Origin of the sequence: Halomonas sp. A020 (assembly GCF_027943625.1) — a bacterium.
Classification (GTDB): Bacteria; Pseudomonadota; Gammaproteobacteria; order Pseudomonadales; family Halomonadaceae; genus Vreelandella; species Vreelandella piezotolerans.
On the sequence record NZ_AP022850.1, the window covers coordinates 1091359 to 1117388 of the forward strand.

General features: G+C 60.2%; 26 protein-coding genes and 1 pseudogene. 9 read left to right on the forward strand and 18 right to left on the reverse strand.

Features of this window, described 5'->3' with window-relative positions; translation table 11 throughout:
• Positions 1–33: 33 nt before the first annotated feature.
• From paoC to FRH_RS05020, 3 genes are read right to left on the reverse strand one after another with little or no spacing between them, the layout of a single operon-like run.
• Positions 34–2217, reverse strand: a complete 2184-nt coding sequence (gene paoC / locus FRH_RS05010) for an aldehyde oxidoreductase molybdenum-binding subunit PaoC (protein ID WP_219862208.1) — start codon at positions 2215–2217, stop codon at positions 34–36.
• Between the two features lie 3 nt (positions 2218–2220).
• Complete coding sequence (locus FRH_RS05015; RefSeq protein ID WP_219862210.1) at positions 2221–3171, reverse strand: xanthine dehydrogenase family protein subunit M; 951 nt, start codon at positions 3169–3171, stop codon at positions 2221–2223.
• Positions 3168–3734, reverse strand: coding sequence for a 2Fe-2S iron-sulfur cluster-binding protein (locus tag FRH_RS05020; protein ID WP_219862212.1), 567 nt, complete (start codon positions 3732–3734; stop codon positions 3168–3170). Before FRH_RS05020 ends, FRH_RS05015 begins: the two co-directional genes overlap by 4 nt.
• A gap of 164 nt (positions 3735–3898) precedes the next feature.
• Between FRH_RS05020 and FRH_RS05025 the strand changes: the two genes are divergently transcribed.
• Together FRH_RS05025 and FRH_RS05030 are read left to right on the forward strand one after the other, a co-directional pair.
• Entirely contained in the window at positions 3899–4540 is a 642-nt protein-coding gene (locus tag FRH_RS05025) for a nucleotidyltransferase family protein (RefSeq protein WP_239285783.1), read from the forward strand.
• A gap of 135 nt (positions 4541–4675) precedes the next feature.
• Positions 4676–7165, forward strand: a complete 2490-nt coding sequence (locus tag FRH_RS05030; RefSeq protein ID WP_219862215.1) for an EAL domain-containing protein — start codon at positions 4676–4678, stop codon at positions 7163–7165.
• Here FRH_RS05030 and FRH_RS05035 read toward each other — a convergent pair.
• Complete coding sequence (locus FRH_RS05035) at positions 7152–7592, reverse strand: DUF411 domain-containing protein (RefSeq protein ID WP_139526023.1); 441 nt, start codon at positions 7590–7592, stop codon at positions 7152–7154. The genes FRH_RS05030 and FRH_RS05035 overlap by 14 nt on opposite strands.
• A gap of 161 nt (positions 7593–7753) precedes the next feature.
• Here FRH_RS05035 and FRH_RS05040 point away from each other — a divergent pair, with 161 nt between their 5' ends.
• Positions 7754–8509 (forward strand): glutaredoxin, encoded by a 756-nt coding sequence (locus tag FRH_RS05040; protein ID WP_219862217.1) that lies wholly within the window; start codon positions 7754–7756, stop codon positions 8507–8509.
• A 6-nt stretch (positions 8510–8515) separates the two neighbouring features.
• Here the strand turns inward: FRH_RS05040 and FRH_RS05045 are convergent, their stop codons facing one another.
• Positions 8516–8896: a DUF423 domain-containing protein gene (locus FRH_RS05045; RefSeq protein ID WP_219862220.1), complete on the reverse strand. Its 381-nt coding sequence runs from the start codon at positions 8894–8896 to the stop codon at positions 8516–8518.
• Between the two features lie 142 nt (positions 8897–9038).
• Here FRH_RS05045 and thiS point away from each other — a divergent pair, with 142 nt between their 5' ends.
• From thiS to trmB, 3 genes are read left to right on the forward strand one after another with little or no spacing between them, the layout of a single operon-like run.
• Positions 9039–9260: a sulfur carrier protein ThiS gene (thiS, locus tag FRH_RS05050; protein ID WP_139526025.1), complete on the forward strand. Its 222-nt coding sequence runs from the start codon at positions 9039–9041 to the stop codon at positions 9258–9260.
• Positions 9261–9287: 27 nt separating this feature from the next.
• Complete coding sequence (locus FRH_RS05055) at positions 9288–10082, forward strand: thiazole synthase (protein WP_139526026.1); 795 nt, start codon at positions 9288–9290, stop codon at positions 10080–10082.
• Positions 10083–10094: 12 nt separating this feature from the next.
• Positions 10095–10844, forward strand: a complete 750-nt coding sequence (gene trmB / locus FRH_RS05060) for a tRNA (guanosine(46)-N7)-methyltransferase TrmB (protein WP_139526027.1) — start codon at positions 10095–10097, stop codon at positions 10842–10844.
• 272 nt (positions 10845–11116) lie between these two features.
• Here the strand turns inward: trmB and FRH_RS05065 are convergent, their stop codons facing one another.
• Positions 11117–12031, reverse strand: coding sequence for an AEC family transporter (locus tag FRH_RS05065; protein WP_139526028.1), 915 nt, complete (start codon positions 12029–12031; stop codon positions 11117–11119).
• Positions 12032–12152: 121 nt separating this feature from the next.
• Between FRH_RS05065 and FRH_RS05070 the strand changes: the two genes are divergently transcribed.
• Positions 12153–12656 carry a hypothetical protein gene (locus FRH_RS05070; RefSeq protein ID WP_139526029.1) on the forward strand — a complete coding sequence of 168 codons (504 nt, stop codon included), beginning with the start codon at positions 12153–12155 and terminating at the stop codon, positions 12654–12656.
• Positions 12657–12659: 3 nt separating this feature from the next.
• Positions 12660–13256: an SCO family protein gene (locus FRH_RS05075; protein WP_139526030.1), complete on the forward strand. Its 597-nt coding sequence runs from the start codon at positions 12660–12662 to the stop codon at positions 13254–13256.
• A 37-nt stretch (positions 13257–13293) separates the two neighbouring features.
• On the opposite strand, the gene FRH_RS05080 is transcribed toward FRH_RS05075, so the two are convergent.
• The 7 genes from FRH_RS05080 to FRH_RS05110 form a co-directional block, all read right to left on the reverse strand.
• On the reverse strand, positions 13294–14355 hold the full coding sequence (locus tag FRH_RS05080) for a PHB depolymerase family esterase (protein ID WP_239285820.1): 1062 nt from the start codon (positions 14353–14355) through the stop codon (positions 13294–13296).
• Between the two features lie 9 nt (positions 14356–14364).
• Entirely contained in the window at positions 14365–15045 is a 681-nt protein-coding gene (locus FRH_RS05085) for an FKBP-type peptidyl-prolyl cis-trans isomerase (protein WP_139526032.1), read from the reverse strand.
• A 148-nt stretch (positions 15046–15193) separates the two neighbouring features.
• The gene (locus FRH_RS05090) at positions 15194–15637 is read right to left on the reverse strand and encodes a universal stress protein (RefSeq protein WP_139526033.1); all 444 of its coding nucleotides are present in this window, start codon (positions 15635–15637) and stop codon (positions 15194–15196) included.
• Between the two features lie 21 nt (positions 15638–15658).
• Complete coding sequence (locus FRH_RS05095; RefSeq protein WP_139526034.1) at positions 15659–16942, reverse strand: TRAP transporter large permease; 1284 nt, start codon at positions 16940–16942, stop codon at positions 15659–15661.
• A 28-nt stretch (positions 16943–16970) separates the two neighbouring features.
• Positions 16971–17549, reverse strand: a complete 579-nt coding sequence (locus tag FRH_RS05100; protein WP_139526035.1) for a TRAP transporter small permease — start codon at positions 17547–17549, stop codon at positions 16971–16973.
• 270 nt (positions 17550–17819) lie between these two features.
• A complete protein-coding gene (dctP, locus tag FRH_RS05105; RefSeq protein ID WP_153843528.1) occupies positions 17820–18869 on the reverse strand; it encodes a TRAP transporter substrate-binding protein DctP in 1050 nt (349 codons plus the stop codon).
• A 196-nt stretch (positions 18870–19065) separates the two neighbouring features.
• On the reverse strand, positions 19066–19638 hold the full coding sequence (locus tag FRH_RS05110; protein WP_153843529.1) for a TIGR02444 family protein: 573 nt from the start codon (positions 19636–19638) through the stop codon (positions 19066–19068).
• A gap of 29 nt (positions 19639–19667) precedes the next feature.
• Here FRH_RS05110 and FRH_RS05115 point away from each other — a divergent pair, with 29 nt between their 5' ends.
• On the forward strand, positions 19668–21614 hold the full coding sequence (locus FRH_RS05115) for an ATP-binding cassette domain-containing protein (protein ID WP_153843530.1): 1947 nt from the start codon (positions 19668–19670) through the stop codon (positions 21612–21614).
• A 4-nt stretch (positions 21615–21618) separates the two neighbouring features.
• On the opposite strand, the gene dtd is transcribed toward FRH_RS05115, so the two are convergent.
• The 5 genes and pseudogenes from dtd to FRH_RS05140 all read right to left on the reverse strand — a co-directional run bounded on the left by dtd (position 21619) and on the right by FRH_RS05140 (position 25898).
• Positions 21619–22056 (reverse strand): D-aminoacyl-tRNA deacylase, encoded by a 438-nt coding sequence (dtd, locus tag FRH_RS05120; RefSeq protein WP_219862225.1) that lies wholly within the window; start codon positions 22054–22056, stop codon positions 21619–21621.
• Between the two features lie 94 nt (positions 22057–22150).
• Entirely contained in the window at positions 22151–22732 is a 582-nt protein-coding gene (locus tag FRH_RS05125; protein WP_219862226.1) for a chalcone isomerase family protein, read from the reverse strand.
• A 104-nt stretch (positions 22733–22836) separates the two neighbouring features.
• Complete coding sequence (locus tag FRH_RS05130; RefSeq protein WP_239285781.1) at positions 22837–23682, reverse strand: universal stress protein; 846 nt, start codon at positions 23680–23682, stop codon at positions 22837–22839.
• A gap of 149 nt (positions 23683–23831) precedes the next feature.
• Positions 23832–24708: pseudogene (locus FRH_RS05135) on the reverse strand (bifunctional hydroxymethylpyrimidine kinase/phosphomethylpyrimidine kinase).
• Positions 24709–24788: 80 nt separating this feature from the next.
• A complete protein-coding gene (locus tag FRH_RS05140) occupies positions 24789–25898 on the reverse strand; it encodes a TRAP transporter substrate-binding protein (RefSeq protein ID WP_139526042.1) in 1110 nt (369 codons plus the stop codon).
• Positions 25899–26030: the final 132 nt, after the last annotated feature.

A 26030-nucleotide genomic window follows, 5' to 3' on the forward strand; every position in this document is an offset into this window, starting at 1 on the left:
CCCAACAGCGGGGCCGTTCACGTCTCAACGCACTCAACTCACTTTGGGGAGCTGGTCGATCAGCCGATCCAGCGTCATCGGGTAGTCGCGCACACGAATGCCGGTGGCGTTATAGATCGCGTTGGCCACCGCCGCCGCCACACCACAGATGCCTAGCTCCCCCACGCCCTTGGCTTTGAGCGGGGTCGAGGCGGCATCGGTGGTGTCCAGAAACATGACCTCCTGCTCGGGAATGTCCGCATGCACCGCCACCTCGTAGCTGGCGAGGTCGTGATTGACGAAAAAGCCGCGCTCCACATCGGGGGTGAGCCCCTCCATCAAGGCCGCGCCCACCCCCATGGTCATCCCTCCAATCACCTGGCTGCGCGCCGTAACCGGGTTGAGAATGCGCCCTGCGTCACACACCGCCAGCATGCGGCGTACACGGGTTTCGCCCGTGTGGGCGTGTACCGCTACTTCTACAAAGTGCGCCGCGAAGGTGCCAATTTGTAGCGTGTCCTTGAAGTCGCCAAAGTGAATGGTGTCTTCCGCCACCAGCTCTTCGCCGTTCGCTACCTCGGCTAGCGTCACGCCGGTGGTGCCTGCGATCACCCGGCCCTGCGCAAATCGTGGCGAGTTCATACCAAGGCGCTGGGCAATCTCCTCTTGAAGCTGCAGGCAGGCCGCGTAAACACCGGCGGTCGCGCTGGCGGCACCAAACTGACCGCCGGAACCCGACGAGACTGGGTAGTCGCTGTTGCCCAGCCGTACCTCTACGTCCTCTAGCGCCAAGCCCATGGCTTCCGCGGCGGTTTGAGCGATGATGGTGTACGAGCCGGTGCCGATATCGGTCATATCGGTCTCTACCACCAGGCGCCCAGCCTGCAGGCGAACCCGCGCGCCGGAATCCATGGTGGGCGCGCCGCGATAAGCACCGGCCATGCCGTGGCCGATCAGCCACTGCCCTTCCCGCTGGCCGCCTGGGGTGCGGTTGCGCGCCTCCCAGCCAAACGCCTCGGCCCCTTTTTGCAGGCACTCCACGTAGTGGCGGTCGCTAAACGGTTTACTGGGGTCTTCTGGGTCGACCTGAGTATCGTTGAGGATGCGAAATTCTACCGGGTCCATGCCCAGCTTCTCGGCCATTTCGTCCATGGCGATTTCCAGCGCGGCAAGGCCAGAGGCTTCGCCGGGGGCGCGCATATCCGCCGACTCAGGCAAGTCCATCTCGATGGCCGTGTGGGCCACGCGGCGGCTTGCACCGGCGTAAAAGGCGCGGGTTTGGTTGACCGGGTTCTCGCCGCTGCCGCCGGGCAGCGTATGGGAGAACGCCGAGTGGTCGAAGGCGGTGATCCGGCCGTCGGTATCGGCAGCGATACGCAGGCGCTGGACAGTGCCAGAGCGGTGGGTGGCGTTGTTGAACACCAGCGGGCGCGGTAGCGCCAGCTTGACCGGCCGCCCGGCCGCCCGCGAACCCAGCGCGGCCAGTACGGTATCTGCTCGCAGCCAGAGCTTGCCGCCGAAGCCACCGCCCACGTAGGGGCTCTCTAGGCGAATGGTCTCGGGGTCGATCGCCAAGGTGGTGGCCAGCGCTTCGCGGGTCCAGGCTATCATCTGGTTGGAGGTCCAAACCGTCATTTGGCCGCCATCCGACCAATCCACGATGGAGGCGTGGGGCTCCATCATCGCGTGGCTTTGGGAGGCCGTGCGGTAAACTTCATCCAGCGTTACTGCGGCGTTTTTAAAGGCCTCATCCACATCGCCCACATCAGAGAGCGGCTCGTCGGGTGTTTGCTGCTCCCAGGCGGCGTCTAAATCAAACACGCCTTGCTCGTCTTGGTAGCGCACCTCGATCAGCGCGGCGGCACTTCTCGCTTGCTCTAGGGTGTCGGCTACCACCACGGCAATGGCTTGATGGTAGTGGGCAACGGTATCGCCACCAAACAGGCGTGCCACGTTGCTTTTAGCTTGCGCCAGCGGTGCTATATCTAGGGTGGTGACCACCGCTGCCACCCCAGGTGCGGCGCGGGCGGCCGTGGCATCCATATGGGTAATGCGCCCTTTGGCAATCGTGGCGCACAGCGGATAGCCCACCAGCTGGTGAGCCGCTACGTCATGGCGCTCGTAGGCATAGGGCGCTTGGCCGGTCACTTTGAGCGCGCCATCGATGCGCGCATGGGGCTTACCAACGATACGGGCGTGATCGAACAGGTTATCGTCGGTCGATTGATTGAAATCCATCGGTTACTCCTCGGCCAGCAGCGCGGCGAGCGTTCGCTCTGCCAGGGTCAGCTTGTAGGCGTTCTCGTCGGTGGGGCGAGCACCGTCCAGCAGTTTGGCCATCACCGCTGCTGCGCCCTGGGGCAGCGCGGCGTCTGCCGCATCGCAACGCCAGGGCCGGGGGGCCACACCGCCTAGCGCCACTCGCCCCGTGCCGTCCGGCGCGTGAATCAGTGCCACCGAGACCAGCGCAAAGGCGTACGAAGAGCGGTCGCGCACCTTGAAATAGGCATGGCGCCCTTCCATCGGCGCGGGCAGCACCACCCCGGTAATCATCTCGCCTTTAGCCAGTGTGCTTTCCACCTCGGGAGTGTCGCCAGGCAGCGGATAGAACGCATCCAGCGTCAGGCTGCGAGTCTCGCCCTCGGGGGTGACGGTTTCCACGCGAGCATCCAGCGCTTGTAGGGCCACGGCCATATCGGAGGGGTGTGTGGCAATGCACGCATCGGACGTACCAATCACGCCCAGATGCCGGGTGGTCGCGCCTTTTCCCAGCGCCGCGCAGCCAGCGCCCGGTGAGCGCTTGTTGCAGGGCATGGCGGTGTCGTAAAAGTAGGGGCAGCGGGTGCGCTGCAGCAGGTTGCCGCCGGTGGTGGCTTTGTTGCGCAGCTGGCCAGACGCCCCCGCGACCAGCGCCCGACTCAACACGCCATACGCTTCGCGCACACGGGGGTCGGCCGCCAGCGTGCTGTTGCTGACCATCGCCCCCACCCGCAGGCCGCCCTCTTCCGTGGCCGTAATGTCGTCCAACCCCGTGCTGCGCACATCGATGAGATGCAGCGGGGTTTCGATCTCGTGCTTCATTAAATCCAGCAGGTTGGTGCCCCCGGCAATGAAGGTCGCGCCCGGCACCTCAGCCGCACGGGCCGCCGCTTCGGCAGGGCTGGCAGCACGCTCGTAGGAAAAGGCTCTCATGCGCGCTCCTTGGCAACCTGGGTAATGGCCTTGAGAATGTTGGCGTAAGCGCCACAGCGGCAGAGATTGCCCGACATCCGCTCGCGAATCTCGGCATCGGTGATCTCGATGGGTGCGGTAAGATCCGCCGTAACATGGCTGGGAATATTGGCGGCGATCTCCTGCAGTACGGCGTTGGCCGAACAGATCTGCCCCGGCGTACAGTAGCCGCATTGAAAGGCGTCGTTATCCACAAACGCCTGCTGCATGGGGTCTAGCTGCTCTACCGTGCCCACGCCTTCGATGGTGGTGATCTCGTCACCTTCGTGCATCACCGCCAAAGTAAGACACGCGTTGATGCGTTCGCCATTCACCGACACGGTGCAGGCGCCACACTGGCCGTGGTCGCAGCCTTTTTTGGAGCCGGTGAGCGCTAAGTGCTCCCGCAGGGTATCCAGCAGTGTGGTGCGGTTATCGAGCGTCAGCGTGTGCCGGGTGCCATTGACCATCAGCGTCACGGTCGAGCGCGGTACGTTTTGCGATGCCTGATCGCGGCGCTGTTCAGCGCTAGGTTGAGCGTTCATAACTCGGTGCCTTCCCTGATCATTGCTGTTGCTTATCGACGGTCTCGCCCTTCAGCATAGTCATAAATCAGCGGCGGCGACCTAACGTAACGCAGCGACCCGCGCTAGGCTAGCAAGACGACTCAGGACAGGAGACGACATGGATACAACGGCGGGATCGGCAGGTGATTGAACATACTCGGCAAAAAGGGCAGTGCGCGGCGAGCGCTCATCACGTCGTCGCGCTCGTGATGGCAGCAGGTTACTCACGGCGCTATGGCGACGCCGATAAGCGCCAAGCGCGTCTTGCCGATGGCAGAACGCTGTTGGCCACGACGGTGGCACGCATTGAGCAGGCGTTTCTCCAGGTAAGGGTTGCGATTCGAGAGGAAGACGACGCGCTTCAGCTCGGCTTGGCGCCGAGCACGCCGCTGATTCGACTGCATCGGGCGCCACTGGGTTTGGGTGCGAGCCTTGCCGAAGCGGTGGCGGCGTTGAGTCGTGATTGCCGCCTAAAAGACGCTCAGGCCGTCGCGGTGCTGCTAGGCGATATGCCTCGCTTTCAGCCCGGAACGCTACTAACGCTGCAGCAGTGCATCACCCGAGACACCATCTGGCGGCCATGCTTCCGCGGCCAACCTGGACATCCGGTACTGTTTGGGCGGGATTTTTGGCCAGCCCTGGCAGGCATCGACGGCGAGTCAGGGGCAGCGTCTTTGATTCGGCAACATGCTTCACACTACCGTACCCATGACGTGGGCGATGCCGGGGTGGTATTCGATGTTGATACGCCAGACGCACTCGCCAGCCTCAAGGACTCCCTGTAGATCAACGCATCTTTCTCACAGTATCGATAGCCTTCCGGCCGCAGGGCGTTTAAACCTCCCCCGATTTTAAGAGCAAGACATTAATAAACATTATAAAGTACTGTATGCATGCCACTGCCACACGGCGACTAACCCATGATACTGCCCAACCTGTTATTGGAACCGCAGGCGCTGAGTGCTCTGCAGGGAAAACACGATATCCCGCTGGTCGTTTTATCGTGGTTAGTCGCCTTGGCCGCCTCGTTTGCTAGCCTGGAAATCATTCGCCTGGTGGGCAGTACGTCATCAACTTTGTGGCGACGCACGTGGCTTATCGCTGGCGCTAGCGTCATGGGCACTGGCGTTTGGAGCATGCATTTCGTCGGCATGCACGCTTATCGCTTGGATTTCCACGTCAGCCATAGCCCTTTATTGACGCTCCTCTCCGTTCTGCCAGCCATCGTCGGCAGTCTGGTGGCCATGACGCTGCTCTGCCGAGAGAGACTCCCACACGACACGCTGATCAGAGCGGGCACGAGCCTAGGGCTAGGCATCGGCGTCATGCACTATAGCGGCATGGCCGCTATGCGCATGCCGGCAACGCTGTTCTACGCCCTGGACCTATTCCTCGCCTCGCTGGTGGTAGCCATTGGGCTAGGCGTCTTGAGCGCTTACGCGTACCGCCTATGCCGCCTGGATAACGGCAAAACTCACTATCAGCGGTATGCTTTCGTATCTGCCCTATGCATCTCGGTTGCGGTGAGCGGCATGCACTACGTGGCCATGCAGGCCGCCTGGTTCGTGCCGGATGGCGCCATCGGCCAAGCCCCAATAGAGACCTCGCACTGGCTCATTTATGTCATCAGCGGCACTGCCGTCTTTGCGGCATTGCTTACGTTGATGGCGATCAAAATTCAGCGCCGCCTACAAGACAGCGAGCGCCACGGCTATATGACCCAGCAGCGGCTGCTGGAGGTGATCGCCGCACTGCAAGATGGCGTGGTGCTGTTTGACGATGGCGCCCGCATCCGGCTGTGTAATAACGCCTTTGAGCAATTAACCGGGATGACCCAAGCCCAGCTCATCGATGCGGATATCACTCAGGTGCCTTACGCCAAAGAGAGCCAAGCACTGACGCCCACCATACAGCGCGCACTGGTGTCACAAGGTGAGTGGAGCGGCATGGTGACGGCACTGCGCTCCAATGGCGACGAATATCCTGCGTGGATCAGCATCAGCCGAGTGAACTATGCCAACAGCAAAGACAGAGATTACGTGGCCCTGTTCAGTGACCGCACCGACGAGCAGAACGCGCAGCAGCGTATCCGCTACTTGGCCTACCACGACATATTGACCGGTTTGCCGAACCGGCTGGCCCTTCAAGAGCATCTCTCCACTCATTTGAAAAGCCCCTTAACGAAAGGGGGCTACTCCGTGTTCGCACTGCTGGATCTCAACCGATTCAAGGTGTTGAACGACAGCATGGGACAAGATATTGGCGACGAGCTTTTGCGGCAGCTAGGCCGCCGTTTACAGCAAGCCGACGATCACATTTATGCAGCCCGGCTGGACGGCAATGAGTTTGCGCTTTTCGCATCCCTCGCAGCCACCGAGCACACCGCTGCAGAACGGCTCGCCCATCAATACATCGAGCGAGTACTGGCATTGTTGACGGCTGACTATCAACTGCACGGTCACACCCACCCATGCAAAATCAACACAGGCACGCTGATCTTTTGCCCTCGTGAGATCGAGAGCGTTGGGCAGTTGTTCAAACGCGCCGGGCTCGCACTACTGGAAGCCAAGCGCCAGCGAGACGGCGAACCCAAGCGTTTCTGCTCCGCACTGGAGCAAAAACTGGAGGAGGACATCACCCTGGAGCGCGAATTGCGCCTAGCGATCGAGCGCGGCGCCCTCAACCTTCATCTACAGGCGCAGGTGAATGGGGAGCATGAGGTCATTGGCGCCGAAGCCCTCCTGCGCTGGCAACACCCGGAGCGGGGAATGATATCACCCGCCCGTTTCATTCCCATCGCCGAACAAACCGGGCTGATACTTCCTTTAGGGGCTTGGGTGCTCGAAGCGGGCTGCCGACTGCTTGGCGAATGGCAGCACGATCCACGTCTGAGCCGCTTGAAGCTCTCGCTCAACGTTAGCGTGCGTCAATTCCAGCAACCCACTTTTGTCGAGCAGGTCATGAGCACTCTAACGTCGACCGGCGCACCGCCTGAACGCTTGACACTAGAGTTAACGGAGTCGCTGCTGATGAGCGACCCAGAAGGCACCATCGATAAAATGCTGCGCCTGCGGCAGTTGGGAATTCGCTTCGCGCTGGACGACTTTGGAACAGGCTATTCGTCGCTGGCGTATCTGAAATCGCTGCCGCTGAACACGCTCAAAATCGACATTGCCTTCGTCAGGGATTTGACCCTGGATATGCAGGCAACGCCGATTGCCGCCACTATCATCGCGCTGGCCGAGAGCCTAGGTCTGGATGTCGTGGCCGAAGGCGTAGAAACCGTCGACCAAGCCACCGTACTGGCTCGCCTGGGCTGCCATGTGTATCAGGGCTACTACTTTGGCAAGCCCACTCCCGCGCAGGCGTTTACCCAACACAACGGTGCCTCTTCGTTTACAGCGTCATGAACGGCTGGGCGTTGTGGTCGCTAAACGTGTAGACGTGGTAAGGCTCACTCTGCGGCCCAGGCATGCCCGGAGTGCCTATCGGCATACCGGCCAAACCAATACCATCCACCTCGGGCTGCTGTTCGAACAGCGCTTCGACCGCTTCCAACGGCACGTGCCCTTCGATCCAGTAGTTACCTATCTCGATGGTATGACAGGCGCCCATGCCGTAAGGCACGCCTGCCTGCTGCTTGATCTCACCCAGCTCGACGTCATCGATAATGGTGACGTCTATACCCAACGCTTCCAGATGACGCGCATACTCATCGCAACAGCCGCATTGCGGGTTCTTATACAGCGTCGCCTCATCGGGCAGCGCGGCATGGGCCGTGGCTGCACCGAACATCAAAGCACCGGATACTAGCAGCGCCGTGGTATGTCTTTTCATATGGCTCTCCTATGACACTCTGCTTGTATAGCTTACAACCTAGGTGCTACCTGCAGGTCAAGATCCAGGCAACCGCCATCCTCTCCCATTTGACCTATGGGCGGCACCGGGTTCTATGCTTGAAGTTGGACGTTGACCGCAAGACGACAAGGAGGCTGATCATGGCAGCAACGACCCACCCCAACGCTCAGGTATATCGGATGAAAACCGCCGAGCATCTGTGTCCGTTTGGTTTGAAAACCGTTGATTTACTCAAACGCAAAGGCTACACGGTGGACGATCACACGCTCACGTCCCGCGAGGAGATCGACGCGTTCAAGGAGCAGGAGCACGTCGATACGACGCCGCAGGTCTATATCGACGGGGAGCGGATCGGCGGCTACGAAGAGCTGCGCGACCACCTGGGGATGAGCGTTCCCAGCGCCAAAGAGACTACCTACCGCCCGGTCCTGGCCATTTTTGCCGTCGCCCTATTGATAGGCGTGGCGATGAGCTGGGCGATACAGGGCACGCTGTTGACGGCGCGTATGCCGGAGTTTGCCGTGGCGACTGCGATGGTGCTGCTGGGCCTGCAAAAGCTGCAGGATATCGAGAGTTTTAGCACCATGTTCCTCAACTACGACCTGCTCGCCCAGCGCTACGTGCCCTATAGCTACGTTTACCCTTACGCCGAGACCGCCGCCGGGCTATTGATGCTGGCAGGCACGCTGATATGGGTGGCCGCGCCGCTGGCGCTGTTCGTCGGCACCGTAGGCGCGGTATCAGTGTTCAAAGCGGTGTACATCGACAAGCGCGAACTCAAGTGCGCCTGTGTGGGTGGCAACAGCAACGTTCCGCTTGGCTTTGTGTCACTCACCGAGAACCTAGTAATGATCGGTATGGGCGTGTGGATGCCGCTGCGCATGCTGCTGGGCTAACGTCGATTAAGTGCGGCTAAGGAGCGCCGTGACACCCAGGGCCAACCAACCGGCCATCAGTAGAAGCCCGCCGATGGGTGTCACGATCCCCACGCTCAACCCGACCAGCGCCATCAGGTGGAGCGAACCGGCAAAGGCCAGTACGCCTAACGCCCATAAGGCGAGGACGACCTGCTGACCAGGGAGCGGGCGGTGGCTGCGCCACGCAAGCACCGCCAGCATGGCCAGCGTGTGCCACGCTTGGTAGCGCACCCCGGTTTCCACGATATCCACCATGGCGGCGCTGGTGCGGGCCGCTAGACCGTGGGCGGCATAGGCCCCCAGCATCACCATGACGGCCCCCGATAGCGCCACCACACACCACCACAGTTTGTCGGTTCGCTGCACGCCCTGCTCCTTTTCACGCATGTTAGCGGCCACACGCCGCACTGTTAATCATCGAGATATTCACCCCGTTGCATACCTTGCACGGGGTGAAACCGCTACAATAGAGGCCGTTTTGCCTCATCCACCAGGGTGCTTATTGTTTATGTCTACCCCCCATGAGTCGATACAGCTTACGCTCAACGGCGAACCCTACGCCATGACTGCGGGCCTGACCGCTGCCGATTTGGTCGAGCAGCTGGGCCTGAGCGGGCGGCGGATCGCTGTCGAAATCAACGAACAGATCGTGCCCAAAAGCCAACTGGCCGCGACCCCGCTGGCCGCAGGCGACCAGATCGAAGTGGTCCACGCCATTGGCGGCGGCTAGCTGCCGATGCTTTTTCAAGGAATCGCTATGACGCAACTGACCGATACACCGTTCACCATTGCCGGACGTGATTTTCGCTCTCGCCTGCTCGTAGGCACCGGCAAATACAAAGACTTTACCGAAACCGGTGCTGCCATTGCCCAGAGCGGTGCCGAGATCGTCACCTTTGCCGTGCGCCGCACCAACCTTGGCCAAGATGCCGATGCCCCAAACCTACTGGACGTCATCTCGCCCAAGCAGTACACCCTGCTGCCCAATACCGCGGGCTGCTACAACGCCAAAGATGCCGTGCGTACCTGCCGCCTGGCCCGCGAACTGCTGGATGGCCACAATCTGGTGAAGCTGGAAGTGTTGGGCGATGATCATACTCTCTACCCCAACGTGGTCGAGACACTCAAAGCGGCAGAAACGCTGCTGGCCGACGGTTTCGACGTGATGGTGTACACCAGTGATGACCCGATCGTTGCACGCGAGCTGGAAGCCATGGGCTGCTGCGCCATCATGCCGCTGGGCTCACTGATTGGCTCGGGCCATGGCATTCAAAACCCACATAACGTGCGCCTGATCGTCGAGCAGAGCCGCGTGCCGGTGCTGGTGGATGCCGGCATTGGCACGGCGTCCGATGCGGCCATGGCCATGGAGCTTGGCTGCGACGGCGTGCTGCTCAACAGCGCCATCGCCCATGCACGCGACCCGCTGCGCATGGCCAACGCCATGAAGCTCGCCGTCGAGGCTGGCCGCGATGCGTTTTTGGCGGGCCGCATGCCGCGCCGCCAAAGCGCCGACCCCTCTTCGCCTTTTGCAGGCCGCATCAACGGCTGATACAGAGACACCATGACTGATACGAACGATACCGCGCCCGAGAGCAACACCACTGGCCCCGAAAGTGCCGACGCACCGCTGCACCGTCGCGGCATTAAAAGCTATGTGATTCGCGCCGGACGCATGACCCAGGCCCAAAGCCGCGGACTTGAAGAGGTATGGCCGCGCCTTGGGCTGACCATTGCCGATGGCCGCCAGGAGTTAGACGCCCTCTTCGGCCGCCAAGCCCCTCGCGTGGTGGAAATTGGCTTTGGCATGGGTAACTCGCTGATCGAGCAGGCCGAAACCCACCCGGATACCGACTTTATCGGTATCGAAGTGCACGCCCCTGGCGTTGGCAAACTGCTCGACGAAGCCGACAAACGCGGCCTGACCAACCTACGGGTTTACCGTGAAGACGCCCTGGCCGTGCTGGAGCAGTGCCTACCCGAAGGCTCGTTGACTACCTTGCAGCTCTTCTTCCCCGACCCGTGGCCGAAGAAGAAGCATCACAAACGGCGCATCGTCCAGCCCGCCTTCGTGGAGCTGATTCGCACGCGCCTCAAGCCCGGGGGCACGTTCCACATGGCCACCGACTGGGAAGCCTACGCCGAGTGGATGGCGGAAGTGATGGACGCCGCCCCTGGCTACGTCAACACCGCAACGCCCGAGACCGCACCTTACGTGCCGCGTCCGGCCTTCCGCCCGCTCACCAAGTTCGAAGCGCGCGGCGAAAAGCTCGGCCACGGCGTGTGGGACTTGATCTACCGCCGGGAAGCCTGACGTTCGATTGGCAGCAGACCAGGTCTTGCGTCTGCCGCCGCGACGAACTCGTCTAAAAGACCTACCCATCAAAAAAAGAAAGCCGCTCCAAAGGAGCGGCAAAAGACCGTGACTAGCAATGAGAGGGAGAAACCATGACAGGAAACTGGCGCTGATCTTGGCCAAGCAGCTGTCGTGGTTGCCAGCGTCTCATCAAACGCTGACCATCACAATATAATCATTCTCATTTACCCCGTCAACACAAATGCGAATACTTTTTATTTATTTTTAAATCAACTGATGAGCTGGAGCCACAACGGCAACGTCAGCATAGCGAGCAGCGTTTGTCCGGTAATGATGGCGGCCATCAATTCCGCATCGCCGCCAAGTTGACGGGCCAGAATATACGCCGAGGTTGCCGTGGGCAGGGCGGCAAACAGCAGTGCGACGTCTCGGCTGACGGGGTCGAGCCCCAGCAGCCAGGCTAACGACAGCACGAAAGCGGGCATGAGCAGCAGCTTGATCGTATTGGTCGCCATCACACCGCGGTCGAGGCGCAGCAGCGCCATGGGTCGAAGTGCCACCCCCACTGCCACTAGGCCCAGCGGCAGCGCTGCGCGGCCCAGCAACGAGACGGTTGCTTCGCTCCAACCTGGCAGACCAACACCGCTAAGGTTTAGCCCAATACCGGCCAGACACGCCAAAATAAGCGGATTTTTCGCCAATGCCAGTGCGCTCTTGCCCAGACTTGCCCTGCCTAGAGTGCCCGCCGCCACGAAACTGGCGACGCACATGACGTTTACCACGGGCACCATTAGCGCCACGGCTACCGCTGCCGTGGTGGCGCCTAGCGAACCATGCAGCGCGGCCGCTCCCGCCACGCCTACGTAGGTGTTGAAACGCACGGCGCCTTGAAACACGGAGGTAAACGCCGCCGGGCCGAGCCTTAACCAGCTACGTCCATGCCACAACAGCATGCCAAACAGCGCCATCGCTCCCAGCAGCGCCAGCGCCAATCGGCCGACGGGCACTTGGCTCACATCGGCCGTGGCCAGCGTGCCTACCAGCATGGCGGGGAACAGCACGAAATAGATCAGCCGCTCCATCTGCGCCCAAAAATCCATAGTAGGCCAGCGGGCATACCCTAAGCCTGCCCCCAATAAAATCAGTAAAAACAGGGGCCCTAGTGCCCCGGTAATGCTCTCCATTGTCATTCCTTATCAAGTGCGACATCCCAGCACAGAGACATCTGCAGGATAGCTGTTACCATGATTTGCATACCCTGACACAAATGACCCGCCTTATGGCCTGCGTAGCGACTATTCTGCCATGAAGAATTTGCTTAAACCTGTCGAGGTGACGGGTTTTCCAGCGCTGAAAGTGCTTATTCTAGTGACGGGCATCGCGCTGGCCGCGTGCACGTGGTACGTCTTTGCTAACTGGCTGCGCGATGATCGCGATATCGTGTGGTTCACCCCCAATGGCGAATGCAACTTGCATAGAGCGCCCTGTTCGGCAACGCTGGGCGATAAAGGTGAACTGACACTGACCATCGATGCCGATGGGCGTATCGAGGCACTTGAAGTGCTGCCGCTGGATGTCGAGGTAGAGGGCGTTAGCCCTCGCCATGTGACGGTCGATTTCGTAGGTCGCGACATGGATATGGGTCTCAACCGCTTCGCCCTCACCGCCACCGCGCCGGGGCACTTCCACGGCCAGGGACAAGTGGGGGTGTGCACGCAAGCCGTGATGCCATGGCGGGCGCGAGTGATCTTGGAAACCCCGGACGGTAAGCTAGGCAGCTGGTTCGATTTCGATGTGACAAGGAGTTAGCGCATGGCAATTCGCAAGCCGCTTTGGCTAGGTATCGCCCTCATGGCTCTTCTGCTGGTCGTGGCAAGCGTTGGCCTGTACCAACTACGCGCAGGGGAGGATCCCGACGAACCAACAGGCGGGCCCATTGCCATGCCGTCGACGCAAGGCGATTTCTCCCTGGATCAGCTCGGCAACGACGAGATTGCCATCGTCTCTTTCGGCTATACCTACTGCCCCGATGTCTGCCCCATGAATCAGGCGGTCAAGCGCCAAGCGCTGGCACAATTGAGCGATGCCCAGCGTGAGCGAGTGGTGCCTGTCATGATTACCGTCGATCCAGAACGCGATACGCTGCCCCGCATGCGCGAGTACATGCAGTTTTTCGGCGAAGAGTTCATTGGTTTGGTGGGTAGCCAGGCGCAGCTCAACGAGGTGGCCGGGCGCTATGGTGTGATTTGGCGACGGGTCGAGGCGCCGGAGTCGGCCATGGCCTATACCATCGACCACAGCGCCTCGCTGTTTTTGGTCAACCGCGAGGGGAAGATACTGCAGCGGGTGCTCTACTCACCAACGCCCCATGGGTTGGTATCGGCGCTCGAGCGCGAACTAGGCAGTTAACGCTCTAAAACGGCTTGATGCGTTAGCGACACGGCGGCTATTCGGCCGTCGTCGCCTCCTCCGTCTGATCGGCTTGCAGCCGATCCAGCATGGCCATCAGCGCCTGTACTTGGGTGCCGTCTCGAGTATCGTGTAGCGGGTTGATCTGCCACGTGCTCTCCGCGAAACCCCACCAGTCCCAGCACGCTTGCGGATTGGCCATGCTGCTTTCGGCCTGTGGATACAGCACCACTTGGCCATGCGTCGCCGCCCAACGGTTCAAGCCGCTGTAGCGAACGAAGGTATCGCCGATGGTCTCTGCGTTCATCTGGCAACCGTGCAACGCTACGGTGACCGGACACCCCCCCAACTCACACGTCTCGGGCACGAACAGATAGCCTGTATCGGCCACCCCCTTCACCGCGAAATCAGATTGATCGAAGGCCAGCAGCTCGCCTTCGCTAGCGTTCGCCTCACGCTCGGGGTAGAGCCACGCCAGCATCTCCCCCGCGACGTCGTCGCCACAGGCCAACACGTGACTACCACCTCCATTATGGCAGTCACCTAGCGACTGCGGGTCGATAGGCGCATCTTTGGGCATCGCCACCGGCCAGCCGTGCCCGGTGTTTTCCCGTTGAACGAAGCGTAGCTGCTGCTCGGGGTCCGCCAGCCAGCGCTGCCACTGCTGCGCGAGCAGGTCGCCCAGCGCAGGCGAGACCGTCTCGTCCGACGTACCATGCCACACAAAAGCACGCAGCGAGCGCAGCGCCTCTTGGCTGCCGACTTGCTCCATCTCTGCGTAGCGCTGGCGACGCTGCTCCAGCTCGTCGAGCGACGGCAGGCCGCGCCGGGTCATCATGCACTGATTGAGAGCCGTACTCAAAGCCCCCTGCGCGCAGCCCCAAGGACCTGCTGCCAGTACGCCCAGTCCGCTAAAGCGCTCGGGCCAGGCCACCGCAAGCTGAGTGGCCATGTAGCCCCCCGCGGAGACGCCCACGACGCTTGCTTGATCGTTAGCCGCTGCCAGCGCTGGGAGCTCAATAGGTGCTTCCTGGGCCTGGGCAGCGCCGCTGCCCAACACAATAAGCGCCGCCATCCAGCGGCGCTGACGAGAGGCCATACCCATGGCTTATTCGATACCTAGCAGTTCGACGCGGAAAGTGAGCATTTCATTCGGACCAATCGGGCCCTGGCCGCGTTCGCCGTAGGCGAGATCCGCCGGGATGTAGAGCATCCAGCTGTCACCCACGCTCATCAGCTGCAGGGCTTCTTGCCAGCCCTCGATCACTTGGTTGACCTGGAAACTCACCGGCTCACCGCGCTCGAAGGAGCTATCGAACACGGTGCCGTCCAACAGCATGCCTTCGTAGTTCACTTCGACGGTATCTTCCGGGCCAGGCGTTGCACCATCTCCTGACTCGATGACTTCGTACTGCAGACCAGACTCGGTCACTTCGACCTCGTCACGCTCGGCGTTTTCGGCCAGGAAGTCTTGGCCCTCTTCCAGGTTCATCTGCGCCAACTCAGCGGCTTGCTGCTCGCGCGCTTCCATCGAGCGCTCTTGGAACGCCATCAGCGCTTCCATCATCTCCTCTTCGTTCATCGCTAGCTCGTTGCCATCAAAGACATCGCGCATACCGTCGGTGAACGCATCCAGATCGAGATCTTCGATGTCTGCCTGCATGCTTTCGCCCAGGGTCACGCCCAGGCTATACGCCAAGCGCTGCTCGTCGGTTTCCGGGGCAGCGGCGGCAAACGGTGCGACTAGCAGCAGGCCAGTGAGCGCGGTAGAAGAGAGTAGTGCTTTCATGGAAAAAACCTTATCCAGCGGCGCAGCGCGCCAAATATTTTGGGGTGCTTCAAAGACTAACACCCGCCGCCTCAGGCTGCATTACCTGAAACGGCGGGTGCTGCTCAGACCACACGATTGCGTAGAGGTTTAGCCGGTCGCCTTCACACTAGACCACCAGCGTGGGGCAATGAGCGGCACCGGCCACGCGTTGGGAAACGCTGCCCAGCAGCAAATTCTTTTCCCCATTGGTTCCCTGTGCGCCAATTACGATCAGGTCGCACTCCCGCTTACGAGCAAAGCGCACGATGGTACGGGAGGGACGTCCGCCTTTGACAAAAGCTCGCACGCGAACGCTATCGGCGCCCAGTTCGATGGCGTGGGATTTGGCGTGCACGGCAATCTCCGTTGCGTACTCCTTGAGCGCGTCATCGGGGATATCCAACCGGTTGGGGCGCACCATGGAAAGCGACGCCTCCAGCAGGCTGTGATGTTTGAACACACACAGTAGGTAGAGCTCTGCCCCGGTGAGCAGATGCAGACCAACGGCTTTTTCGAGCGCCTTGATGGCCCCCTTTGAGCCATCGACAGGGATCAAGATGCGATTGAACATCCGCGTTCTCCTTGTGACTGCTTAACGGAAGGCAACATCACGCAGGAACAGCGCAATTTGCGGGAACATGATCAACAGCGCCGCCGCCAGAATCAGCATGAAGATGAACGGTGGCGTGCCCTTGATCACCTCCCAATAGGGGCGTTTGAAGATCGCGATGGCGGTAAAGATATCGCAGCCAAAGGGTGGCGTGGCCGACCCAATCGCCACCTGCAGCGTAATCAGGATACCGACCAGTACGGGATCGAGCCCGGTGGCTGCAATCGCCGGGGCAAAGATCGGCGTCAATACCAGAATCACCACGATGGGGTCGACGAACATGCACGCCACGAAGAATGAAATACAGATGGCGATCAACACCCCCGTGGGTCCGGCCTCGTTGACCCCCACGGCTTCGAGGATCGCTTGGGGAATCTGCGCAAACGAAATGATCCAAGAGAAGCCATTGCCCACGGCCACCAGAATGAACACCACGGCGGTGATCAGGCCAGTAGACTTGGCGATGGTGTAGATATCGCGCATTTTCAGCGAGCGAAAGACGACGAACTCTAACAGCACCGCATACAGGACACAGGCGGCCGCCGCTTCGGTAGGACTGAAGATCCCGCCGTAAATGCCGCCCACGATGATCACTGGGAAGCCGAGCGGCCAGAGCGCTTTCTGAACGGCCGTGGCCCGCTCTTTCCAGCTTGAGCGCTCTTCGGTAGGCACGTCTTTTACGATGGCGTAAATGATGCAGTACGTGGAGAACATGAACAGGATAAGCAGGCCGGGACCAATACCGGCGATGAACAGCTCGCCAATCGAGGTGCCGGAAATGACCCCGTAAATGATCATGCCAATGCTGGGGGGAATCAAAAAGGCAATATCACTGGCATTGATGATCAGCGCCAGCGTAAAGGGATCGGAGTAGCCCGCTTTGAGCATCTTCGGACGCAGCGGCGAGCCTACCGCCACTACAGTGGCCTGGGTCGACCCCGACACGGCGCCGAACAGCGTACAAGAAGCCGCCGTGCTGACCGCCAACCCCCCTTTGATATGGCCAATGAAGGACATCACCATATCGATGAGGCGATTCGCAGACTGCCCTCGGGTCATGATGTCGGCGGCCAGAATGAACATCGGCACGGCGATTAGCGACGCCGGGCGTATGCCCGCCATCATCTGCTGAATCAGCGTATCCATTTGGCCGAAGCCGTTGAACATCATATAGAAGCCGATCACTGCCGCAGTGATCAGCGGGATCATCATTGGAAAGCCCAGCAGCAGCAGGGCAATCATGGTGACTACCATTATCGTCGTCATAGCGTTCCCCTAAGGTGCAATCCCTGCTTTACACTTCTGTTTCGGTGTCTTTATAGCCGTCTACCACCCCGGTAGAGAGGTAGACGTCTCGGGTGGTGAGATTCTTGATCGCGGTCAGTAGGTACTGAATCCCGGTGATCAAAAAGCCCATGGGCACCCAGACGTAGATGATCCATACCGGTAAGCCCAGCGACGGCAGTACGCGCCCTTTGCTATACAGGTCGAGGATGTACACGACGGAGTAGTAAAGCAGGAAGAACATCACCAGCGAGGTGAAAAACGCGATGCCGATCATTAGCACTTTGCGACCGCCCACCGGCAGCGCATCGTAAATCGCCGACATGCGAATATGGCGACCGTGGCGGGCAGCGTAGCCAATACCCGCAAAGGTGATCATGATGATCAGGATACGGTTCAGCTCGCCTGAGAACATGATGCTATTGCCGAACACGAAGCGGGCAACGACGTTGGTGACCGTATTCAGCGCCATTAGCAAAACCCCCATCGCCAGTATGACTGACTCGATTTTGCTAATTGCAGTGTCGATCACTCCTAGTACGCCGGGCAAACCCGAGCGGTAGTTCTTTTCGGACTCTTCTTCGGACATGGCCGTTCTCCTTTGAACGCAGCGTGGTCGCTTGCTCGATGGCGACGCGACCTTCCCATCACTGACACCGAACGGAGCAGGTTCGGCCTTGCTCATTTTGTAGCGTAATGGGTAATGACTCTTTTCGCTTCAACGCTGGATGGACGTAGATTTTTCTGTGTTCGCCCCCGCGAGCATGTGTTTTTTCGCTAGAGGGGTGGACAACAAAAAAGGGGCAGCGCTGGCTGCCCCTTGGCGACGTCATGTGATTAACGCAAGCGCGCTAACCGATTAGGACTCGCTTTCGACGGCTTCGAGGTCCGCTTTGAACTGCTCCAGCAGCTCGGCACCGCGCTCGCCCGTCATTTCGAGGAAGGCTTCCTCGACCTGCGGTGCGCGCTCGCGGAACGCTTGGATCTGCTCTTCGTTCAAGCGTGTCACGGTGACTTCGTCAGACGCTTCCTGGATTTTGGCCAGCGCTTCATCGGCTAGCCCTTTGATGTGCTCGATAGTGTGGTCGTAGGCCGCGTCCGAGGCGTTCTGGACCAGCTCTTTGTCTTCATCGGACAGGCCTTCGTAGAAGTCCTGGTTGGCCATCATCGCGGTGGTGAACCAACCGTGGCCAGTGAAAGTCAGGTGCGGAGACACTTCGTACAGACCGCCAGATTCGATCCAGAAGATCGGGTTTTCCTGACCATCGATGATGCCGGTCTGCAGGCCACCGTAGACTTCGCCCCACGGCAGCGGTGTCGGCGTCGCGCCAAAGGCGTCGTAGGTTTCCGACAGCAGCGGGTTGGTCATGGTGCGGATTTTCTTGTTATTCATGTCTTCCGGCGAGCTAATCGGCTCGTCGGTGGTGACCACCATTTCACCCTCGGGGTACATTTTTAGAAGCTCGAGACCCTGCTCGGCGTAAAGCTCCGGGAACATTTCATTGATGGCTTTACTCTCGTCGAAGAACGTTAGAACGGTCTCTTCGTCGGTCGGCAGCAGATACGGAATGAAGAAGATTTGCGCTTCTGGGATCAGCGCACCGGTAAAGCCAGGTGACTGATTGACGAACTGGAGGATGCCGTTTTGCGTCTGCTCCATGATGTCGTCGGACTCGCCCAGTTCACCAAAGCGGTAAACCTGTACGGTATGGTCGGAGTTATCTTCGATGTACTCCTTGAATGCGTAAGCGAAGACATCCTGCACGTCGCCTTCGTACTCTTCGTGTGCGTAACGCCAGTTATCTGCCTGAGCGGTCGCGCTCAAACCCAGCAGCAGTGCACCCACGCTTGCCGTGGTGAGCAACTTGGTGGTGACGGAACGAGTCGAAACTAATGTGCTTGCCTTCATGCAGAGTTCCCCTAGCAGTGGTAAGCGCGCCGTACGAGAGCGCAAGGATCTTAGTGTTTGTATATCCCGAGTCGCTCCACTTTTATTCAGCGTTTGTTCAGCCGCTAACACGCAGTAACGTCGTTCATTGCTGTGGGTTAGCGGACGATCGCCAGCGAAGCTAACACGGGTTATTCAAAAACAGCTTAATTTCAGGCTAGCGTGGTGATTCACAGCGGTCAAGCTGGCTTGCCAAGGCAAAAAGGGCCGCTCTCGTCCTCTCGCGCCCGCGTGGCGCGCGACACAAATCGTTGTCAAGCGGTGTCGAAAACAGCGTATCTTGCAGCCACTGTGCAACATTATGCTGGCTTATGTCGCTTTTTGTTAAGCGCGCGTCCGCGTCTGATGAGCCGAGCGCCCACTGCTGCCAACGTTGAAGGTTTTCACGCTCTGCCTGCAGCTCGGCACTCTGCAGCGTGGCACGCAACGCTTTGACGGCCTCGTTGTGGGCGGCTTCGGGTTTCAATCGGCGGCGAAGCGTTCGTAGCGTCGCCGTCACCTGCTGCTGCCAAGCCATGCGCTCGGCGCGTATGGTAGCGAGCGGGCCTGGCGAGGCCGCCAGACCCTGCTGATAGAGCCAGCAATGGAACAGCAGCTCACACACATCCACACCAGCCTCATCCTGCAACGTGAGGCAGGCCTGCTCGACGCCGGGCCTGGCATAGAGCGCCAAAGCAAAATCCCACAGCGGCCTCTGCTGCAAGCGCTGCAATCGGTTAGAATCGCGCATTGATTTACCCACTTTTTTCGGGAGAAAACATGATCGCACTGCGCCAAGTCGCCCTGCAACGGGGTACGCAAACGCTCCTAGAAAACGCCGATCTAACACTCCATAACGGGGTCAAGGCCGGCATCATTGGAGCCAACGGTGCCGGTAAGTCGAGTCTGTTTAAACTCCTGTTAGGTGAACTGGGCCCTGATCAGGGTGACGTCGAAATGAGCGGTGGCCAGCGGATCGCCCACATGGCCCAGGAAGTGGAGGCGCTGGACCGCCCCATCGTGGAATACGTGCTGGATGGCGATCACGCATTGCGCAAGGCGCAAGCCGATTTGCTCGCCGCTCGGGAAGCGGGCGACGCCCATCGCGAAGCGGAGCTACACGGGCTGATCGAAACGCTGGATGGCTACACCGCCGAATCCCGCGCGGCCCAGCTACTGGTGGGGCTGGGCTTCGTCCAGTCGGACCTGATGCGCCCGCTTTCAGATTTTTCCGGCGGCTGGCGAATGCGGGTCAATCTTGCCCGTACGCTGTTCATGCCTTCCGACTTGCTGCTGCTCGATGAGCCGACCAATCACCTGGATCTGGACGCCCTGCTGTGGCTAGAGCAGTGGCTCACCCGCTACCCCGGCACGCTGCTGCTGATCTCTCACGACCGGGACTTTCTGGATGCCGTGTGCGACCACATCGTCCACATGCATCATCAAACGCTGGAACTCTATCGGGGCAACTACTCTCGATTCGAGCGCACACGGGCGGAGAAGCTCGCCCTGCAGCAGGCCGAAGCGGCCAAACAGCAGGCGCGCCGCGAAGAGATCGAGCGTTTTATCGCTCGCTTCAAGGCCAAGGCCACTAAGGCGCGTCAGGCGCAGAGCCGCGTCAAGATGCTGGAGCGCATGGAAGATATCGCCATGGCCCACGTGGACTCTCCCTTTCACTTCACCCTGCCCGCGGCAGATAAGACCTCTCACCCGCTGCTGGTGCTGGATCAAGCCACGCTAGGCTACCGCAGCCAGGCGGGCGACGTCGCACAGCTCGACAAGGTGAACATTACGCTGCTTCCCGGCAGCCGGATCGGCCTGCTGGGACCCAACGGCGCGGGTAAATCCACCCTGATCAAGTCGCTCACCGGCGAACTGGCGCTGCTCGACGGCAAGCGCGTGCCCGGCGAGCACCTAGCGATTGGCTACTTTGCTCAGCATCAGCTGGAGGGGCTGGACGTGACCACGACGCCGTTCGTCCACGTGCAGCGGCTCTCGCCCACCGCCAGCGATCAAGAGATTCGCAATTTTCTAGGCGGCTTTGGTTTCAAGGGCGACGACGCCTTCGGGGAAGTCGCCACCTTCTCGGGCGGTGAGAAAGCGCGGCTGGCACTGGCGCTGGTCGCTTGGCAAAAACCCAATCTGCTGCTGCTGGACGAGCCGACCAACCACCTGGATTTGGAAATGCGCGAGGCGCTCACGGAAGCGCTGGCAGGCTTCGAGGGCACGGTCATTTTGGTCTCCCACGACCGTCACCTACTGCGCGCCACGGTCGATGAGTTTTGGCGGGTCGCCGACCACCGGGTCGAGCCCTTCGACGGTGACTTGGAGGATTACCGGGCTTGGCTCAAGGCGCGGTTGGAAGAGAACCGCCGCGACGCCCGTAGTGAAAAGAGCGAACGCCAGAGCCAACAGCCCAGCGGCGACCGTAAAGCCGCCCGCAAAGCAGCGGCCGAGCTGCGCGAAAAGCTGCGCCCTCTGAAAAAAGAGCGCGACAAGGCGGAAAAGGCCATGGAAAGAGCGCAGCACTCGCTAGAGGAGGTCGAGGCCATACTCGCCGACCCTGAGCTCTACACTGACGGCGCCCGCAAAGCGGAGCTGACCGATGCGCTGGCCAAGCAGGCAACGATCAAAGCGCAGCTAGACGACGCCGAGCAGGCGTGGCTCGCCGCCGAAGAGGCACTGGAAGCCATGGAAGCCGAATTGCTCGCCAGTGAGAGTGCCTAGAGCGCTAGCTCTCCAGCAGAAACGTGACCGGGCCATCGTTCGTCAGCGCAACCTGCATGTCCGCGCCAAACTGGCCAGTCGCCACCTGGGGCCAAGCAGCGCGCGCTCGATCGACGAGGTAATGAAACAGCCGCTGCCCCTCCTCGGGCGGCGCGGCGCTGGAAAAACTGGGGCGCAGCCCCTTGTGCGTGTCGGCCGCAAGCGTGAACTGCGACACCAGCAGCAAGCCTCCTTGGGCCTGCTGCAAGTTGTGATTCATCTTGCCCGCGTCGTCGCTGAACACGCGGTAATGCAGCAGCTTGTGCAGCAGTTTATCGGCCTCCGCCTCGCTGTCGCCTTTCTCGACACCTATCAGTGCCAGCAACCCGTGGTCGATCGCACCGATGGTGCTGCCATCCACCGTGACGCTGGCGTGTTTGACCCGCTGAATCAGTGCTTTCACGCTTACCCCTTTGTCCGTTCATTGGCGCTGTCGAAGAGGGCGAGTGTAAACTGAGGCGAGGGCTGGCCCAAGCGAGATGGTGCGTGGTCAGCCGCTATCCGTCCACGCCCAGTAGCGCGTCGCGAAACTCTTCACCCAGCGGGCGCTCGCCCAGCCAAATGCCGAACATCGCGCTGGCAAACTCGGCGCTGCTATCCTCGTAGAGCGTCTCACCGTTGAGGGCAAGGCGTAACTGCTCACCGTCCCAGCTCAACAGGTACCGATCACCGGGTACCACATCCCGGTACCGTTGATTCAACTGCGCCATGTTCTCTTTCACCTGATTGAACTCGTAAAGCGTCAACGAATCGTCGAGCGTTTTCTCTGTCGCCTCGGCAAAGTCGTCGGCAGCAATCTCATGAAAGTAGGCAAGTTCCAAACGGCGGGGTACATCGCTTAACGGCTGAGGCTCGCGCTCCCCTTCCAACTGATAATACGCCCCCGCATAAGCGGTCCATATCATGTAACGAAATACGCCGCTTCCCAGCAGCACATAGCGCTGGCCATTCTCTTCCACCACACGGTCGAAGCGTTCGCCCCGCTCGGTCACGCTTTCGGCTTGGGCGCTATTGACCGCCACGGTGGTTCCTATGAGCAAACAGGTCGACAGTAGGGCTGTCACAAGGCGTGGTTGCACGGTGTCCTCCTCCCGTATTGGCTTGGCTGGCTTCACGTATAGCTATACATACCCACCAGGACAATAAAGGTTCCGTACAGCCATGCTCGAAACGGCACTACCGGCTACCAAGGTCGACACACCATCACGTCGCAGTGGGGTTCGCTCAGCAACATGTCGGTGAGCGGGTTGGGTTGATGCGGTCGGCAGCGGCTACCCAACATGACCAAGTCTGGCGAGTGGCGCTTGATATAGTCGTGCAGCACGTCGCAGGGCTGGCCCGGTTCCAGTACCAGCTCGATATCGGGTATGCCGTCTAGTTCGCGCATGAGGCTTTCGACCTCGTTGTCCAGCGCTTCTCGTAGGCGGGCGACCTCATGATCACGCCAATGGGCATAAAATGCCTGGTTACCCAGCTCTCGCTCACCGGGCAGGTTCCACGCGTGCAGCAGCGTGAGCTGAGCGTCGGGAAAGCGGATCAGTGCCTCTTTTAGCGTTTGTCGAGCGGTGAGAGAGAAGTCGATCGGCACCACGATATGCTGCCACGGCTGCGTCGGTCGGTATGACGCTACCACCACGGGGCAAGGGGTACTGCGCAGAATACGCATCAAGGTCGTGCCAAAGAGTAAATCTTTCTCACCCCGCTTACGGTGCATGCCAAGCACGATTAGCGATGCATGACGCTCATGGGCTTCGCGAACGATCTCCACATGGGCATCGCCCACCACCGTTTGAATCATCAGCGAAGGGAGTTCGAGCGCGTAATCCTCACGAAGATCGGTGAGCGTCGCGCTAATGTCATCGCTGACCGCGCGCTCCAGGTCGTGAAGCATCCGATGGGGAAGGTAGGGGTCGAGCACGTGGAGCACGTCCAACTGCGCGCCCTGCTGATGGGCAAGTCGCAGCGCACGGGCAAAGGCCGCGCGATTTTCCTGTGACAGGTCAGTGGCAAATAGCAGCGTGCGAGACATGGCTAGCTCCTTGGCCGAATGGCTCAGCCTGATAGGCAAACAAACGGGCACCCTTCAGCATGGTGCCCGCTGCCCTATCTCGCAAGGAGACTCTGCGCCGCCTTTCCCCTCGATCCGACGTTTATTCTGCGTGGCGCTCGCCTAACGGCCTACCACCACGCATGGAAGTGGTGTACCGGACCACGCCCTTTGCCAACGGTTAAACGGTGGCTGGCCGCCAGTGCGCTATGCAGCCACTGCTTTGCCTCGGTAATGGCCTGCTCTGGCGCATCCTCTTCAGCCGCGTCAGGCAGCTTTGCCAGGCAGGCAGCAATGGCAGAAGAGAGCGCGCAGCCCGTGCCATGAAGATTCTCAGTAGCAATGCGGGAAGCCGGTAGCCACTGCTGTCCGCTGGGAGTGGCCAGCAAGTCGGGGCAGGTATCGCCACGCAAATGGCCGCCCTTTAGCACCACAAAGGGCGCGCCAAGGGCCACCAGCTTAGGCAGCAGCGCTTCCATTTCGTCCAAACTGGTGGGCGCAGGTGCGTCCAGCAGCACGGCCGCTTCCGGTAGGTTGGGGGTAATCACGTCAGCGAGCGGCACCAGCACTTCCCGCGTTATCGACCAGGATATCGCCGCTCTTCGCTACCATCACCGGGTCGAGCACGATCCAGCGCGGACGCCGTTGGCGTAGTACGTCTGCAATGACTTCCGCCACGTCACGACTTGCCACCATGCCGATTTTCACTGCATCGATAGTCACATCGTTCAACAGATGCTCGAGCTGCTCACGGATCGCTTGGGGCGATACAGGGTACACCGAGGCGACGCCACAGGTGTTCTGGGCAATCACCGCCGTGATCACGTTCGTGCCATAAACGCCAAGGGAGGAAAATGTCTTGAGATCGCCCTGCAGACCGGCACCTCCAGAGGGGTCGGAGCCAGCGATGGTCAATACATTACGCAAGCGAGCGTCGGCAGGTCGTGAAGGCGTGAGCATAGCGGGCGTGGACATGGGGCTCCTTACCAAGCAGAACAGTATCTGCATAGGATACTCAAGCCGCCGCACTTACGCTGCCTTAATCTCACGAAAAGGCCGCCCGAGGGCGGCCTTGTGGAGGCATGGCGTTACTGGGTGGTATCGCCGTCCGGGTTGCGGGCGTTGTAATACGCCTGCTCGGAAATCGCGTGGTAATCCTCGACCTTGTCCTGGAACTCGCGATAAGAGTCATAGATGCGGGTCGCCAGCTCGCTGGATGCAGCCAGCTCACCCACTACGTCGGCTGAGTGTTCGCGAGCCTGGGCCAGCACGTCGTCAGGGATGCGGCGCAGTTCGACATCGTGCTCGTTGACCAGGGTTTCCAAGGCGTCGTTGTTTCGGGCGGTGTACTCATCCAGAACGCTTTGGTTGATGTCGCTGATGGCAGTGCGCAGAATCGCCTGAAGGTCGGCGGGCAGTTCCGCCCATGCCTCTTCATTCACGATGGCTTCGAACATCACCGTCGGCTCATGCCAGCCTGGGTAATAGTAGTAATCAGCGGCTTGGTGCAAACCAAAGGCGAGATCGTTGTAGGGGCCGATCCACTCGGTGGCGTCGATGGCACCGGACTGTAGCGACGTGAAGATTTCACCGCCGGGCATGTTAACGATGGCCACGCCCATGCGGCTCATCACTTCGCCCCCCAGACCCGGCATGCGCATTTTCAAGCCTTCCAGGTCGTCTACCGAGTTGATCTCTTTGTTGTACCAGCCGCCCATCTGAACACCGGAGGCCCCTGCGACCAACACATCGACGCCGAAATCATCATAAAGCTCGTTCCACAGCTCCATACCACCGCCGTAGCTGAGCCAAGCATTCATTTCCTGAGCGTTCATGCCAAACGGTACGGCAGCAAAGAACTGGGCCGCTGGCGCTTTGCCTTTCCAGTAATAGGAGGCGGAGTGGCCCAGCTCGGCGGTGCCGTCTGCCACCGCATCGAACACCTCGAAGCCTGGCACGAGCTGACCTGCTCCGAAGACTTCGATGGTCAACCGGCCATCGGACATCTCCTCGACGAGCTGGGAGAGCCGCTCAGGGCCTTGGCCCACACCGGGGAAGTTTTTCGGCCAGGAAGTGACCATTTTCCAGCGAAAATTCTCTTGTGCCTGGGCCTGGTTATCGAAGCTGGATACGACCAGCAGACTGGCAGAAAGAGCGGTCGTCATGGCAATGGCGACAGGCAGTGCTTTGGCTTTCATGCGTTAACCCTCTTGCTTGTTTTATTGCTGTTATGGGTAGGGAATACCCCGCTTGGCGTGTGCCACCAAGCGGGTTGTTACAAGCCATTGTGTGTCTGCAGCTTGGCTGCTTTTAGTGAAGGTTGCCACTCT

What these genes read in the sequence shown, in the direction of transcription:
- paoC (WP_219862208.1), bottom strand. Translation starts at nt 2,217, where the DNA reads ATGGATTTCAATCAATCGACCGACGATAACCTGTTCGATCACGCCCGT.
- FRH_RS05015 (WP_219862210.1), bottom strand. Translation starts at nt 3,171, where the DNA reads ATGAGAGCCTTTTCCTACGAGCGTGCTGCCAGCCCTGCCGAAGCGGCG.
- FRH_RS05020 (WP_219862212.1), bottom strand. Translation starts at nt 3,734, where the DNA reads ATGAACGCTCAACCTAGCGCTGAACAGCGCCGCGATCAGGCATCGCAA.
- FRH_RS05030 (WP_219862215.1), top strand. Translation starts at nt 4,676, where the DNA reads ATGATACTGCCCAACCTGTTATTGGAACCGCAGGCGCTGAGTGCTCTG.
- FRH_RS05035 (WP_139526023.1), bottom strand. Translation starts at nt 7,592, where the DNA reads ATGAAAAGACATACCACGGCGCTGCTAGTATCCGGTGCTTTGATGTTC.
- FRH_RS05040 (WP_219862217.1), top strand. Translation starts at nt 7,754, where the DNA reads ATGGCAGCAACGACCCACCCCAACGCTCAGGTATATCGGATGAAAACC.
- thiS (WP_139526025.1), top strand. Translation starts at nt 9,039, where the DNA reads ATGTCTACCCCCCATGAGTCGATACAGCTTACGCTCAACGGCGAACCC.
- FRH_RS05055 (WP_139526026.1), top strand. Translation starts at nt 9,288, where the DNA reads ATGACGCAACTGACCGATACACCGTTCACCATTGCCGGACGTGATTTT.
- trmB (WP_139526027.1), top strand. Translation starts at nt 10,095, where the DNA reads ATGACTGATACGAACGATACCGCGCCCGAGAGCAACACCACTGGCCCC.
- FRH_RS05065 (WP_139526028.1), bottom strand. Translation starts at nt 12,031, where the DNA reads ATGGAGAGCATTACCGGGGCACTAGGGCCCCTGTTTTTACTGATTTTA.
- FRH_RS05070 (WP_139526029.1), top strand. Translation starts at nt 12,153, where the DNA reads ATGAAGAATTTGCTTAAACCTGTCGAGGTGACGGGTTTTCCAGCGCTG.
- FRH_RS05075 (WP_139526030.1), top strand. Translation starts at nt 12,660, where the DNA reads ATGGCAATTCGCAAGCCGCTTTGGCTAGGTATCGCCCTCATGGCTCTT.
- FRH_RS05080 (WP_239285820.1), bottom strand. Translation starts at nt 14,355, where the DNA reads ATGGCCTCTCGTCAGCGCCGCTGGATGGCGGCGCTTATTGTGTTGGGC.
- FRH_RS05085 (WP_139526032.1), bottom strand. Translation starts at nt 15,045, where the DNA reads ATGAAAGCACTACTCTCTTCTACCGCGCTCACTGGCCTGCTGCTAGTC.
- FRH_RS05090 (WP_139526033.1), bottom strand. Translation starts at nt 15,637, where the DNA reads ATGTTCAATCGCATCTTGATCCCTGTCGATGGCTCAAAGGGGGCCATC.
- FRH_RS05095 (WP_139526034.1), bottom strand. Translation starts at nt 16,942, where the DNA reads ATGACGACGATAATGGTAGTCACCATGATTGCCCTGCTGCTGCTGGGC.
- FRH_RS05100 (WP_139526035.1), bottom strand. Translation starts at nt 17,549, where the DNA reads ATGTCCGAAGAAGAGTCCGAAAAGAACTACCGCTCGGGTTTGCCCGGC.
- dctP (WP_153843528.1), bottom strand. Translation starts at nt 18,869, where the DNA reads ATGAAGGCAAGCACATTAGTTTCGACTCGTTCCGTCACCACCAAGTTG.
- FRH_RS05110 (WP_153843529.1), bottom strand. Translation starts at nt 19,638, where the DNA reads ATGCGCGATTCTAACCGATTGCAGCGCTTGCAGCAGAGGCCGCTGTGG.
- FRH_RS05115 (WP_153843530.1), top strand. Translation starts at nt 19,668, where the DNA reads ATGATCGCACTGCGCCAAGTCGCCCTGCAACGGGGTACGCAAACGCTC.
- FRH_RS05130 (WP_239285781.1), bottom strand. Translation starts at nt 23,682, where the DNA reads ATGTCTCGCACGCTGCTATTTGCCACTGACCTGTCACAGGAAAATCGC.
- FRH_RS05140 (WP_139526042.1), bottom strand. Translation starts at nt 25,898, where the DNA reads ATGAAAGCCAAAGCACTGCCTGTCGCCATTGCCATGACGACCGCTCTT.